This is a genomic window from Psychroserpens luteolus (assembly GCF_021032705.1).
Lineage (GTDB): Bacteria > Bacteroidota > Bacteroidia > Flavobacteriales > Flavobacteriaceae > Psychroserpens > Psychroserpens luteolus.
On record NZ_JAHVXI010000003.1, the window covers coordinates 322,521 to 334,885 of the forward strand.

The following is a 12,365-nucleotide window of genomic DNA, read 5'->3' on the forward strand; positions in this document are numbered from 1 at the left end:
TTGAATTGAATATTACCGATGTATATGTTGGGATTCAAATCTATAAACGCACAACTGAAAGCCTTTCTAATTGAAATGGGAGAGCTTTCATACTTCACTTCAAGATTTTTAAAGGAAGCATTTAAACGTCCTTTTGAATTCAAAGAATTACTAAAACAATGCTATAATATGGGCAACCGTTCTCTCCTATTGGTTGGCATTACTGGTTTTATTATTGGATTGGTATTGACCTTGCAAACAAGACCAACTTTGACTGAGTTTGGTGCTGTATCATGGATGCCTTCAATGGTTGGCATTTCGATAGTGAGAGAAATAGGTCCGATTATAACTGCTTTAGTTTGTGCTGGTAGAATTGGATCTGGAATTGGCGCCGAATTAGGTTCAATGCGTGTAACAGAACAAATCGACGCCATGGAAGTTTCTGGTACAAATCCGTTTAAATACTTAGTCGTTACTAGAGTTTTGGCTGTTACCTTAATGCTACCTTTATTAGTGATTTTAGGAGATGCTATTGCCTTATTTGGTTCTTATTTAGTTGAACATGTAAAAGGCAATGTCTCATTTATGCTCTTTTTTAACCAAGTATTTGATTCGCTTGAATTTGGAGATATTGTACCTGCAACGGTGAAATCTTTCTTTTTTGGTTTAGCCATAGGAATCGTTGGCTGTTTTAAAGGGTATTACTGTAAAAAAGGAACGGCTGGTGTTGGAAAAGCAGCAAACTCTGCTGTGGTATTTACCTCATTGTTACTATTTGTAATTGACTTCATTGCTGTTTTTGTAACCGATATATTTTACGATCTATGATTGAGAAAAAAAACATATCGACCCAAGATACAGTACTTCACATCAAAGATTTACACAAAAGCTTTGGCGATAATCATGTACTTAACGGCTTTAACATGCAATTATACCAAGGCGAGAACTTAGTTATTATGGGAAAATCGGGATCGGGAAAATCGGTTATGATAAAATGCTTGGTTGGATTAATGGAAGCCGATAGTGGTTCTATTTCTGTTATGGGTAACGACATTACCAAATTAGATCAAGAAGCGCTGGATATTTTAAGAGCAGATATTGGCTTCCTGTTTCAAGGTAGTGCTTTGTACGATTCTATGACTGTAAGAGAAAATTTAGAGTTTCCGTTACGTCGACACACAAAGAAATTTGGAGAAGCCATAGATACTCATGCTCTAGTTATTGAGGCCTTGGAGAATGTTGGATTGGCAGATGCCATAGACTTAATGCCATCGGAATTATCTGGAGGTATGAAACGACGAATTGCCTTAGCAAGAACACTAATCTTACAGCCGAAAATTATTCTATATGATGAACCCACTAGTGGATTAGATCCTATTACTGCTAAAGAAATCATCATTTTAATGCAAGACATTCAGAAAAAATACAACACATCTTCACTCATCATTACGCATGATGTGGATTGTGCCAGAGTAATTGCAGATAGAATGATACTACTTATAGATGGAACAAATTATGCCGTTGGCACTTTTAATGAATTATCAAACCAAGAAGATCCAAAAATAAAAGCCTTCTTTAAACACTGAACGATCATGAAACATTCAAACGCACAGAAACTACGATTAGGCACATTTGTTATTATTAGCACGATTATTTTTATTATCGCAGTATATCTCATAGGGCAACGTCAGAACATGTTTAATAAAACATTTACAATAAGTGCCTATTTTCAAAATGTAAATGGGTTACAAAAAGGAAATAATGTAAGGTACTCAGGTATTGACATAGGGACGGTTAAAGACATCACCATGATTAATGATTCTACTATAAAAGTAGATATGAACATCCAAGAAAAAATCATCGCTCATATTAAAAAAAATGGTATTGCAACAATTGGATCCGATGGTTTGGTTGGTAATATGATCGTAAACATTGTTCCTGGTAAAGGCCATTCAGAAATGATAAGCAATGGAGATGTTATTGAATCCTACAGTAAAATTGGAGCAGATGATATTTTAAGCACATTAAGCGTGAGTTCTGAAAATGCAGCCATACTCACAGCAGACCTACTAAAGATTACCAATGCCATGACCGAAGGAAAAGGGACATTAGGTGTATTACTTAATGACACTATTATGGCCAAAGAGTTGCGACAATCTGTTACTAATCTCAAAACAGCAAGTTATGGTGCAACAAAGTCAATCACAGATCTCAATGACATCATATACTCACTTAAGACAAATGACAATACTGTTTTAGGTATGTTAATTAATGATTCTATTTCAGGAAAAAAACTAAAATCTATTGTAAACAACCTTGAATCTTCAAGTGTAGAGATAGAAAAAGCTGTTGGTAATATTAATACAATAGTTGATGATTTTAATTCGAGTGAAGGTGCTTTCAACTACATTGTAAAGGACTCTTCATTGGTAAATAATTTGAAGTCTACCTTAAAAAATATTAACGAAGGCACAGACAAATTCAACCAAAATATGGAAGCCTTAAAGCATAACTTCCTAACGCGAGGTTACTTTAGGAAACTCGAACGACAAGAAAAGAAGGAGGCAAACAATAAAAAAGATTAGATTATGAAAATTGAACATCTAGAAGAACGTGTTATAGATTACAAAAACTCTATTAAAACCGTTGTTGATAAAAAGATACTTTGGGAAACCAAAACTAAAGCATTAATAAGTAATACACTTAAGGCCATTTGCAAACAATATGATATTGGATGGAAAGTACAAGAACTCAAATGGATTGGAACAAACGAAGCGGTAAATATCACTTTTGATTCATTTCCTAAAGAACTTATTGACTGTACTAATCAAATTCCTGCTTATCAATTCATTATTGGTGGCGCTCTCGTGTTTTCTCAGTCCTATACTGGAGATGTCCATACCTTTATTTTATTTCCATATCTCGAACAAATACCGTTAGAAAGTAGTAGTGTAGAATTAGAAACCTATAATCCTACAGATATTTCAGAAAAATTAATTGTGGAAAAGGTAGATGAGTTCTTGAAAGAAATGATTAAGTGGGAAGTACCAACTACTAAAAATAAGCTAGGATATTAAAATCAATTAGAATTTAAACATGTCATTATAATTATGTCTAATCGTTGGGTGTATAGCTACGAAAAGAATAAGCATTGCCCAAAGCATGTAAAGCGTATGTAACCAATATACACTGTTTATAAGTACCTCTTGAACTTGAATCCAAATCATCAACGCAAAGGCCAAATAGATAGTAAAAGACCATGACCAATGCATATCTTTAAAACAATTACACCATTGAGCAAATCGCGATGACGGTTTTTTTACTAGAGCAATGACGAGCAATAAAGGCGCTATACCAAGTAAGAGTAGCAGAATAATTCCTGGAATTAAAAAATTACTAAAAGGAGAGGTTTCTAATAATGATAATGGCAATCCCAATGCTTCTCCGCTTGGCGAAACAACTAACAGACTTCCTCCATAAATGGCTCCGATTCCGAGAAATATTAACAAAAAATATAAAAATCTCTTCACTTTATTATTGGTTTATATGACAATGCCTAACTTTAGATACATAGAAAAGTAGAGAGTATTAAAAGCAATACAGCGCACAGCAGTTTAAAGTAAATTTTCATAATAGCACATATATAATCTCTCTAATTTACCATCATACAAGCCAAACTAAAATGATATTAATCAGTTTCAAGATCTGGATAAAGAAAAGCTGAACATCTCAGAAGAAATGCTCAGCTTATCACTTAGCTATTTATCCACTATTCTTGTGGTTCTGCAGCTCTTTTATTTGCTGAAATTTTCTCAATCATATCTGGTACTTTTTCAAAAGCAGCGGCCAAACCATGTGCTTTACCAGCTTCTATAAATGAGATTTCGTCTTCTTTACTCACTAAGAAACCAATAGGCTCAATACCTACTCCTGCTCCTGCTCCCATACCTTCACCTCGCTTATTGCCTTTTCCTTCAACGCCTTCGCCTCCTCCTGAGCCAAATCCCATACCAACTTTAATGACTGGGACACATTTAAACTGTCCTAATTCAAATTGGTCACCAACTACTGTTTCAGTTTTGGCTTCAGACTTTATAAAGTCAGTAATTTTTCCTAATAATTCTTCAAAATGTAATTCCATGATGTTAAGTTTTAAATGTTAATAAATGATCTTATCATACGAATTGGTCTATTCTCAACATAGAGTAACATTTTATTTCTTCCTTCAAAATTAACACCTAAATGATGACCTCTATAAAAATTTAGAAATGCAAAAATTGGATATAATTTCGAATTCGAAATACAATCTCCAGTATCAATATCTAACTGAAACTGTTTGATCTTAAACGATTTTAATACTCTAATTACTTTTTTGAATGGGATACGTTTATCTCCTCTTTTTTTACTAATGTTCTTTTTAACCGCTTTAGTCTTTGACCGCTTTTTTTTCTGGAGTGGGTAAACAAAAAAATTAAAGAAGAACACCTTGAGATGAATTTTAAAAATTTCAGCTTCATCGGGCTCAATACTTGCCTTTAGTAAACCTTTTATTTTTATAAAATATTGGTTGGTCGAAGTATCAATATAAAAGACAATCGGAACCAATAACAAATAAATGATTGTTAGTAAAAGTATGATCAAAAGTATGTAGAATACCATATCTTGATTTTACTGTAAAGTACGATCAATTAAAGGTCTAACACAATGATATTAATCAGTTTAGAATAGCTATTATCTATATTTTTTTCGTGGACTCCTAAGATACCAGCTTATAACAAAAAGCGATCCCAAGAGCGGTATTAGTGACGTTAATCCCAAAATAATCCACCAAAAATTAGGACCTCTGAAATTAAAAAAATAGACCAGCCATAAACCAGAAATGATAATTAATATACCGCCAAAAAGTTCTCTTTTACTGGCTACAAAAACCAATATAATGAGTACAATCCAAGGCAATCCATTTGGGCTATTTCTTAAAACACCTTCAATTCCTCCTCCATAATCTGTAGAACCAGACAATATGGAAAAAGCCAGCAACAAACTAGCAATTAGCAACAGGCAATAACGCGCTGTATACCTCAAAATTGTTGCTGTTTTATTTATGTTATTAGTACTCATGTTGGGTTTCAATTTTAATCTTTATGTCTTCTCATTTTCCCCGTGATTTCATCAATCTTTATTAAAAAAATAATAGGAAAATCATCTTTATATATCTGACTAGAAAACTGACTTATAAAATCAAGTTTTCTGTGCTCTTTTCTAACAATTAAGTCTTTCACACCAAGTGAAAAATCATGTAAATGTGCTTTGGCTTCACTTCCAGATAATTCTTGGTAATGCCCATGAACCAGGATAGAATCCCAAGTATTCACAGAATCTATTTCAGAAACTCCCATAGAAACAGCAGTATGCTTTCGCATAGCTTTTACTTTATGTCCTTCAGCAGAGTATCCTATTATAGCATTGCTATTTTTATCATAGAAATAGGTTATTGGTGCGATAAAAGGTTTACCATTATAGATATATGCCAAATGACCTATGTAGTTATTGGCCAAAATACGAATACACTCATTGTCGTTTAGATGTCTTATCATGATTTAAAGTTTTTAATGACTCTTAAGTATTATTTCTAATTTACTAAGCGCTTGTTTAACCATAACCAGACTATTTTCTGGCTTTGATTCGCCAGTAATAGCATCGACATCATCCATTTTACGAGATCCTTCTCCAGATGTTGTAATAACTACTATTCTTTCACTGTATGGTTTAGTTCGCTCTACAAAAGTTTCGATTGACTTAGGTGGTTTCCAGTTTTCCCATGTATGTATAAGTACTAAGGCACTATAGCTTGTTGGCTCAATAGCTTTCAACTCGGAAATATCTACTACTTTGATATATATAGAATCCTCTTTAAAGTGATCAATTATAGTCGTAGTGAGTTTGCCTTTAAATTCACTTCCTTGGGTGGCAATAAGTAGTTTCTGACTGTATTCAGGAGAATTTACTTCGAAACTCTCTGCTACATCCATAGCATACGTTTGTTGATACCAAATTGAAATTAAAAATAACAACCCAATTATAGTTCCTACTAGAACCAGTATCTTTTTAGTTCGAGACATAGATATAAGTATTTACTGAGGATTAAATTACTCCATTCAGCATTGTTTTACTATGATAAAAATCAGTTGATGAGAATTAGAAAACACCTCAAATGCCAAATGGGTTTACAAGTTGGTTTTCTTTAAGCGTCGCTTATCTCTGTAAGCCCAATAAATTCCTTTAACATCAGATGCCCAATGCGGATACATAAAAATAAGTGTAATCTCTTCAAAGGTTTCTAGCAACCCTATACCTATCATGATATAAAAAAGGATATAATTTGAATCAAAGAACAGTGCATATAAAATAAATGCACTTTGCATGACCGCTGAAAGCTTTGCCAAATAGGTATGAAAAGCTGTGGCTTTACCATATTTAAAATACGCAATCAACATTTGTATGATATATGGGACGAAGGCAATAGCGATTATTAAAACATTCTTTATAATGAATTCTTTCTCAAAATAAAATAAGGCAATCAACCCAACGATTAGCGTAATTTGATCGCCAAATGAATCTAATTGTGATCCTCTAGGGCTCGTAATCTTAAGCTTCCTGGCTAGGAATCCGTCAATAGCATCTGTTACATAACTAACGGCTAATAAAATCGCACATATTAACTGTTGATCAAACCAAATAAAGCCTAATATGAAAGGTGCTGCTGCGATTCTATAAAATGAAAACCAATCGGCAATATTATAATTTTTAAATGTTAGCATAGTAACGTATTGAGGATAATCTAACTTCAAAAAGTAGTATCATTGTTAATGACACTTTAGAGTTGAAAAGTAATTGAAAATTAAAAATTTAGAAATGACATTGATCATTTTACATACGACTCTTATCATTTAATTTTAAAGCAATCATAAAATCTACACCAATGAAAAAACAAAATATTTGGGTTATTTTTCTCACCTTAGGATTAATTTGGATTATTGTTGGACTTGGTATATATCCAAATACCGGAGTTTGGCCACTAGGTGTCATTTTTTTAATTGTTGGCATGTTACTAAAAATTGGCACTGTAAAATAATACTCTAGCTAATAATTTTGCCGTCACCCATTTGAATGATTCTATCTGTTTTATTGGCAAAATCTTCGTCATGGGTCACCACGAGAAGCGATAAACCTTGCTCCTCACTCAACTGTTTAAAAATATTAAATACATTTTCAGAATTATAGCTGTCTAGGTTTCCTGTAGGTTCATCTCCCATGATAATCGATGGGTTGTTTATAAGCGCTCTCGCAATAGCAACGCGCTGTTTTTCTCCACCAGAAACACGAGATGCTCGTTTTTTTGCCAAATGATCTATATTTAGAATCTTTAGTTTATTCATGGCATCATGCTCTATTTCCTGTAGCGTTTTTTCTCCCAATTTTTTAGCAGGCAGCATCACATTTTCCAATACTGAAAATTCAGATAGTAAATAATGAAACTGAAATACAAAACCTATATGCTTGTTGCGTAAATATGATAGGTACTCTCTTGTTTCATTGGTTACCAATTTCTGATTTAAAAACAGTTCGCCCTCATAATCAGTATCCATGGTAGAAAGAATATAGAGCAATGTAGATTTTCCGCAACCAGACTTACCCATAATTGAAGTAAACTCACCTTGCCTTATTTGAAAATTGATATCCTTTAGCACATGAAATAATACCGGCTTCTTGAAGTATTTGTTGATATGTTTTGCTTCTAATACGACACTCATCTTATTGGCCTCTAATAATTCTAACTGGATCAATCTTCTTTGCTTTTTTTGAAGGCAAATAACCTGCAAGAAATGTTGAAAGCATGGCAAATGAAAAACCGATAACAAAAAATAATGGATTCATATTTATAGGATAGGTCGCCACTGTTGGTAATGCTTCTGTTTGAAATGGAATTGTACCAATCAAACTCGCCAATCCAAAACCTATAAGCAAACCTAATACACCTCCAACAAAACCAATAATCATTGCTTGACTCATAAAAATAAGTTGAACATCTTTACCCGAAAATCCTGTGGCTTTTAATATGGCAATATCATTCATCTTTTCATAAATAAGCATATTTAATATGTTATAAATACCAAATCCTGCAACTATCAACAGTGTTACAGACACTGCATATGTGATAAGGTTTCGTATAGTCGTTCCTGTTTCAAATTGAGCGTTGGCAGTCTTGATATCTATGGCTTTGAGTTTAAACTGTTGCTCTATTTTTTTTGAGAGTGGAATCGCTTGATCAATATCATACAATTTGACATTGATATCTGTAATGTAGTTTTTAGCTTCACCTAAAACACGCTGTACTGTTTTTATATTTGTAAAGCTTTGAATAGCATCAAGATCTGCAATACCACTTTGGTAGAAGCCGACAATTTTTAAAGAAAAAATACCGCCATTAATCGGACTAATCTGAATACGATCTCCAACGTTTAATGACATCTTTTTGGCAATACCTATGCCAAGTAAAATGCCATTATCTGAATTGTGCAAAGCTTCAGCCGAACCTTCAACTATATAATCTTCCATATTAAAAAGCCTCGCTTCATCAATAGGATTTATACCTGTGAGGTTTCCGCCTATCTCAATGGATCCTGCGATATAAAAAATTTGTGTTTTTATCTGTGGAAGAGCGCCTCGAACATTTACATCCTTTTCCAAATAACTAATAATTGGTAACGCATTATGTATTTTTTTCTGACTTAATTTTGGCTTGATTGAATGCACTACATTAAAACTACTCTTAACATCGTCATAAAGTGAAATCGGCTGCTTTTTAGAAGGTTCTATTTCATTATAGATGTGAACATGTGGCGTTTGATTTAAGATCAAATCATCCAACATCATATTTAGTCCTGTCATAAAACAAACCAATGTGATATAAGAACCAATACCAAAGGTCACGCCTAGAGCTGCCGTTGATGTTTGCTTAATTTTGGTAAGCAAATGTGTTTTAGCAATGTTTAGTATGACCTTCCAGTTAATCATTAGTCTGGTTTATAAATGAATGTATCTTTACTCAGTCCAGAAAGTACTTCTACATACTCCATGTTTTCTAAGCCTATTGTAATGGTCACCAAACCATTTTCTGTTTTTACTTTATTGTTATCAATCAAATAGGCCTTTGGTATAGTAAGTACCTGATCTTTTCGCCCTATTACAATATTAGCTTCTCCAGACAATCCTGGATACAAAACTTTAGGAGCCTCAATAAATTGAGCTTCAACGATAAAGGTTTGATTGCGTTCATCTTTCTTAGGGTAAATCTTTGTGATTTCTCCATTAAATATGTTGCCATTATAGGCATCTAGACTAATTAAAACGTCCTGACCTTTGTGTATGGATACAATATCAACTTCATCTACCAATAATTCAATTATGAATCTTTTGGCACTTCCTATGCTTGCGATTGGTTCCATGCTTGTAACAATTTCACCAGGTTCTTTATAAATAGCATAGATTTTACCATTTATTTTACTTTCAACAGTAAAATCCTTTGAAGCTATAGATGCTGTTTGATAGTTGTTTTCTGCTTGATTTACAGCAGTTTTAAGTTCGTTTTTAGTCCTATTATATTTGCTTTGTAGAAGTCGTAATTGATTAGACGCTAATTCATAGTTAAGTTTTTTAGAATCGTATTGGTTTTTAGATCCTATGTTTTGACTCCACAGGTTTTTTTGTCTAAAATAATTAATAGAATCATTTACACGTTTGAGTTTGGCGGCCTCAATTTCATCCTGAATACCGCTTAAAATAGCTGCTCTACCGTTGTAATTCTCTCTAGCTAGATCTAAGGCCAACTTGGCATTTTGGGTATTTAATTTAGGTGTGCTATTTATGATTTGAAATAAAGGGTCATTTTTGAAAACTAAATCACCTTCTTCGACTAGATTAGCATCTAACAGTCCTGATACAATTGCATATACTTGATAAAGACTATCTGGCTGAATGGTTACTGAAGAATACACAGACTCCGTTAGTGATTTTTCTTCAGGTAGAATTTTTTCTTGTGTATTAGAACAAGAAAAAAAGATAAATAAAACACATATGTAACTCCATTTTTTCATAACTAATACACTAATTTAGATTGTAATAATATATATTCATTAAGGTTAACGGCATCGATAGCACCAACTAAGCGACCATTTTTAACCACTGGAAGGAAACGTTGTTTCTCTGTGTAAATAAGATGATATATTTGTTTAAGGCTATCAGTATTTTCAACAGTTTTAAAGGATGTATCCATAACCGATTCTACCAAAATGGTCTTATTGGAGTTTTCTACGATGTCCTTATGATACAATATGCCTTTCACAGTGTCTCCATCAACTACAACAAAGTTATTTTCAGTTCCAGAAATTATTTTATTAACCACAAGATCTATTGAATCTTTAGGATTGAATAGTGTTATATTGATCATCATTGCTTCCTCAACAGTATGACCTTTAATTAAATCTAAGTGTTGTACCATTCGGTTTTCACCATAGGCTCCCAAAAAAATAAACAAGGCAATAAAAACAAGAAATGGATTATATAATAGTCCGACCAATAAAAAAACACCTGCAATAAATTGTCCTATGGTAGCAGCTATTTGAGTGGCTTTAACACGATCCATTTTTAGAGCCAATATTGCTCTTAAAATACGACCTCCATCCATAGGAAATGCTGGAATACTATTAAACAAAATCAAACCTACGTTTACGATAAATAAATAGAAAAGAAAATTTTGTAACGTGAAGCTCATTAAGGCCTCAAAGGTTTCTGTAAAGTTGAAATGTATATAGTCTTTAACTGGAATTATAAAATACAGTATCAATGCTATTACCACATTTACTGAAGGGCCAGCAATCACAACTAGAAATTCTTGCTTTGGAGATTCTGGAATCTTGTCTAAACTTGCCATTCCTCCAATTGGAAGTAATGTTATCTTTTTAGTACTAATTCCAAAACGTTTCGCGGTTAACGCGTGACCTAACTCGTGTAACACAACACATATAAAAACTGCTATTATAAAAGCAATATTGAACAAAACACTTTGGGTGTTCCCTCCTCTTTTTAATTCATCAAAAACTATCCAAGCAATTAAAAAGAAAAATGTCCAATGAATTTTAATTTTAATTCCAAAAATGCTTCCCAAATTTAAGTTCGCATTCATTTTTCACCAATAGTTTTAGTATTACTAATTGCTTGTGATAATGGTCCATTTGTTCTTTTTCTTTACGGCATAAAGCTCATCAGCTATTCGTTTGGTAGTGATTGGAGGCGGTTTTTTTAAGAATTTTTTGTCCAAAACAACATTAACTGGTTTTTTAGTAAGGTATGTTTTAACCACTCCGTCTACATCTATGATAACTTCATAATATTTATAATACACCACATTTTTACCCAACGCCACATTTCGCCCAACTGTTTCAGTAATGAGTTTTAAAACAATGGCCTGACCATTATAAAAATTAATAGCATTTAAATATTGTGGCTCGACTATGGTGTTTCCCGAAGTATCGATATAACCAAAATAAGAAATACCATCTTTTACAGTCTTAATCAAACATCTTTTTTCTGTAAATATGGGATAGCTCCCTTTTTTATTGGTTGTTGCAACCAAATCAGTTCTAAAATCGACAACAATAGTCCCTTTTTCATTAATAAATGCCCACTTACCATCTTTCTCTATAGCTGCAAAGCCTTCATGAAATGGTGAAATATAATTAAGGTTGTCTATTGCTTGTGTGAATCCAGAAAATGGTATCGCTATTACGATTAAAAAGAAGAGTGTGAACGTTTTCATGATGTCAACATTTTTAAATTAGTACTGCAAAATTAGCATGGAACACATTGCTATAAAATGATATTGGTCAGACTCATACAATTGTGTAGTAGATGTCAACTACTTTTTAAATTCAATACTAAGCTTGGCTAGCATCATAAGCTCTGACTTATTCTGACCAGAAAAACTTGTCGCTATCTTACTAGCCGTTTGTAAAATAAGAGATTTCATTTTTGAACTAAATAAGGCTTCGTTGTTTCGTTTAAACAACATAAAGTTGTTGTAACAAACTTCAGCGTTATATTCGTTATCTAAATGCAACCACTCAAATGTATCTATGATAGTTGCCTTTGAGCAAATGGAAGCATCATCTAAAAAGGTCCATTCATTATCCAAAACTTCTTTAAGTTTATTGAATTCTTCAGGTCTTACATTTTTGTCTACAGCTGCAATAGCATAAAACAATTTACCCAAATGTTGACAAAATTTAGCATCTACTTTTTCGCTCATGATTTAATTAAATTGATGATTC

The 12,365-nt window shown here is 32.9% G+C and carries 18 protein-coding genes; 5 read left to right on the forward strand and 13 right to left on the reverse strand.

Annotated features, from left to right (window positions below):
• The first annotated feature begins 24 nt into the window (after positions 1-24).
• The 4 genes from KWG70_RS10330 to KWG70_RS10345 are packed head-to-tail and all read left to right on the forward strand — an operon-like array spanning position 25 to position 3,056.
• The gene (locus tag KWG70_RS10330; protein WP_394801632.1) at positions 25-807 is read left to right on the forward strand and encodes an MlaE family ABC transporter permease; all 783 of its coding nucleotides are present in this window, start codon (positions 25-27) and stop codon (positions 805-807) included.
• Positions 804-1,565: an ABC transporter ATP-binding protein gene (locus tag KWG70_RS10335; RefSeq protein ID WP_230935945.1), complete on the forward strand. Its 762-nt coding sequence runs from the start codon at positions 804-806 to the stop codon at positions 1,563-1,565. The genes KWG70_RS10330 and KWG70_RS10335 overlap by 4 nt, the downstream gene beginning before the upstream one ends.
• 6 nt (positions 1,566-1,571) lie before the next feature.
• Positions 1,572-2,564 (forward strand): MlaD family protein, encoded by a 993-nt coding sequence (locus KWG70_RS10340; protein WP_230935946.1) that lies wholly within the window; start codon positions 1,572-1,574, stop codon positions 2,562-2,564.
• A gap of 3 nt (positions 2,565-2,567) precedes the next feature.
• Entirely contained in the window at positions 2,568-3,056 is a 489-nt protein-coding gene (locus KWG70_RS10345; protein WP_230935947.1) for a hypothetical protein, read from the forward strand.
• Positions 3,057-3,062: 6 nt separating this feature from the next.
• Here the strand turns inward: KWG70_RS10345 and KWG70_RS10350 are convergent, their stop codons facing one another.
• The 7 genes from KWG70_RS10350 to KWG70_RS10380 all read right to left on the reverse strand — a co-directional run bounded on the left by KWG70_RS10350 (position 3,063) and on the right by KWG70_RS10380 (position 6,797).
• Positions 3,063-3,509: a hypothetical protein gene (locus KWG70_RS10350; RefSeq protein ID WP_230935948.1), complete on the reverse strand. Its 447-nt coding sequence runs from the start codon at positions 3,507-3,509 to the stop codon at positions 3,063-3,065.
• A gap of 239 nt (positions 3,510-3,748) precedes the next feature.
• Entirely contained in the window at positions 3,749-4,120 is a 372-nt protein-coding gene (locus KWG70_RS10355; protein ID WP_230935949.1) for a GerW family sporulation protein, read from the reverse strand.
• A gap of 11 nt (positions 4,121-4,131) precedes the next feature.
• Positions 4,132-4,638, reverse strand: coding sequence for a hypothetical protein (locus tag KWG70_RS10360; protein ID WP_230935950.1), 507 nt, complete (start codon positions 4,636-4,638; stop codon positions 4,132-4,134).
• Positions 4,639-4,710: 72 nt separating this feature from the next.
• Positions 4,711-5,097 carry a DUF7670 domain-containing protein gene (locus KWG70_RS10365; protein ID WP_230935951.1) on the reverse strand — a complete coding sequence of 129 codons (387 nt, stop codon included), beginning with the start codon at positions 5,095-5,097 and terminating at the stop codon, positions 4,711-4,713.
• 14 nt (positions 5,098-5,111) lie between these two features.
• A complete protein-coding gene (locus KWG70_RS10370; protein WP_230935952.1) occupies positions 5,112-5,573 on the reverse strand; it encodes a pyridoxamine 5'-phosphate oxidase family protein in 462 nt (153 codons plus the stop codon).
• 12 nt (positions 5,574-5,585) lie between these two features.
• The gene (locus KWG70_RS10375; protein WP_230935953.1) at positions 5,586-6,098 is read right to left on the reverse strand and encodes a hypothetical protein; all 513 of its coding nucleotides are present in this window, start codon (positions 6,096-6,098) and stop codon (positions 5,586-5,588) included.
• 105 nt (positions 6,099-6,203) lie between these two features.
• Positions 6,204-6,797, reverse strand: a complete 594-nt coding sequence (locus tag KWG70_RS10380; RefSeq protein WP_230935954.1) for a CDP-alcohol phosphatidyltransferase family protein — start codon at positions 6,795-6,797, stop codon at positions 6,204-6,206.
• A gap of 161 nt (positions 6,798-6,958) precedes the next feature.
• Here KWG70_RS10380 and KWG70_RS10385 point away from each other — a divergent pair, with 161 nt between their 5' ends.
• Complete coding sequence (locus tag KWG70_RS10385; protein ID WP_230935955.1) at positions 6,959-7,111, forward strand: hypothetical protein; 153 nt, start codon at positions 6,959-6,961, stop codon at positions 7,109-7,111.
• Positions 7,112-7,115: 4 nt separating this feature from the next.
• Here the strand turns inward: KWG70_RS10385 and KWG70_RS10390 are convergent, their stop codons facing one another.
• The 6 genes from KWG70_RS10390 to KWG70_RS10415 all read right to left on the reverse strand — a co-directional run bounded on the left by KWG70_RS10390 (position 7,116) and on the right by KWG70_RS10415 (position 12,343).
• A complete protein-coding gene (locus KWG70_RS10390) occupies positions 7,116-7,790 on the reverse strand; it encodes an ABC transporter ATP-binding protein (RefSeq protein ID WP_230936068.1) in 675 nt (224 codons plus the stop codon).
• A gap of 1 nt (position 7,791) precedes the next feature.
• A complete protein-coding gene (locus tag KWG70_RS10395) occupies positions 7,792-9,054 on the reverse strand; it encodes an ABC transporter permease (RefSeq protein ID WP_230935956.1) in 1,263 nt (420 codons plus the stop codon).
• Complete coding sequence (locus KWG70_RS10400; protein WP_230935957.1) at positions 9,054-10,133, reverse strand: efflux RND transporter periplasmic adaptor subunit; 1,080 nt, start codon at positions 10,131-10,133, stop codon at positions 9,054-9,056. Before KWG70_RS10400 ends, KWG70_RS10395 begins: the two co-directional genes overlap by 1 nt.
• Before the next feature lie 2 nt (positions 10,134-10,135).
• Complete coding sequence (locus KWG70_RS10405; RefSeq protein ID WP_230935958.1) at positions 10,136-11,221, reverse strand: site-2 protease family protein; 1,086 nt, start codon at positions 11,219-11,221, stop codon at positions 10,136-10,138.
• Positions 11,222-11,245: 24 nt separating this feature from the next.
• Complete coding sequence (locus tag KWG70_RS10410) at positions 11,246-11,854, reverse strand: WG repeat-containing protein (RefSeq protein ID WP_230935959.1); 609 nt, start codon at positions 11,852-11,854, stop codon at positions 11,246-11,248.
• A gap of 99 nt (positions 11,855-11,953) precedes the next feature.
• Positions 11,954-12,343 (reverse strand): hypothetical protein, encoded by a 390-nt coding sequence (locus tag KWG70_RS10415; RefSeq protein WP_230935960.1) that lies wholly within the window; start codon positions 12,341-12,343, stop codon positions 11,954-11,956.
• Between the last annotated feature and the right edge of the window lie 22 nt (positions 12,344-12,365).

Coding starts and splice junctions, on each gene's coding strand:
- KWG70_RS10330 (WP_394801632.1), top strand. CDS start 25: ATGTTGGGATTCAAATCTATAAACGCACAACTGAAAGCCTTTCTAATT.
- KWG70_RS10335 (WP_230935945.1), top strand. CDS start 804: ATGATTGAGAAAAAAAACATATCGACCCAAGATACAGTACTTCACATC.
- KWG70_RS10340 (WP_230935946.1), top strand. CDS start 1,572: ATGAAACATTCAAACGCACAGAAACTACGATTAGGCACATTTGTTATT.
- KWG70_RS10345 (WP_230935947.1), top strand. CDS start 2,568: ATGAAAATTGAACATCTAGAAGAACGTGTTATAGATTACAAAAACTCT.
- KWG70_RS10355 (WP_230935949.1), bottom strand. CDS start 4,120: ATGGAATTACATTTTGAAGAATTATTAGGAAAAATTACTGACTTTATA.
- KWG70_RS10360 (WP_230935950.1), bottom strand. CDS start 4,638: ATGGTATTCTACATACTTTTGATCATACTTTTACTAACAATCATTTAT.
- KWG70_RS10365 (WP_230935951.1), bottom strand. CDS start 5,097: ATGAGTACTAATAACATAAATAAAACAGCAACAATTTTGAGGTATACA.
- KWG70_RS10370 (WP_230935952.1), bottom strand. CDS start 5,573: ATGATAAGACATCTAAACGACAATGAGTGTATTCGTATTTTGGCCAAT.
- KWG70_RS10375 (WP_230935953.1), bottom strand. CDS start 6,098: ATGTCTCGAACTAAAAAGATACTGGTTCTAGTAGGAACTATAATTGGG.
- KWG70_RS10380 (WP_230935954.1), bottom strand. CDS start 6,797: ATGCTAACATTTAAAAATTATAATATTGCCGATTGGTTTTCATTTTAT.
- KWG70_RS10385 (WP_230935955.1), top strand. CDS start 6,959: ATGAAAAAACAAAATATTTGGGTTATTTTTCTCACCTTAGGATTAATT.
- KWG70_RS10390 (WP_230936068.1), bottom strand. CDS start 7,790: ATGAGTGTCGTATTAGAAGCAAAACATATCAACAAATACTTCAAGAAG.
- KWG70_RS10395 (WP_230935956.1), bottom strand. CDS start 9,054: ATGATTAACTGGAAGGTCATACTAAACATTGCTAAAACACATTTGCTT.
- KWG70_RS10400 (WP_230935957.1), bottom strand. CDS start 10,133: ATGAAAAAATGGAGTTACATATGTGTTTTATTTATCTTTTTTTCTTGT.
- KWG70_RS10405 (WP_230935958.1), bottom strand. CDS start 11,221: ATGAATGCGAACTTAAATTTGGGAAGCATTTTTGGAATTAAAATTAAA.
- KWG70_RS10410 (WP_230935959.1), bottom strand. CDS start 11,854: ATGAAAACGTTCACACTCTTCTTTTTAATCGTAATAGCGATACCATTT.
- KWG70_RS10415 (WP_230935960.1), bottom strand. CDS start 12,343: ATGAGCGAAAAAGTAGATGCTAAATTTTGTCAACATTTGGGTAAATTG.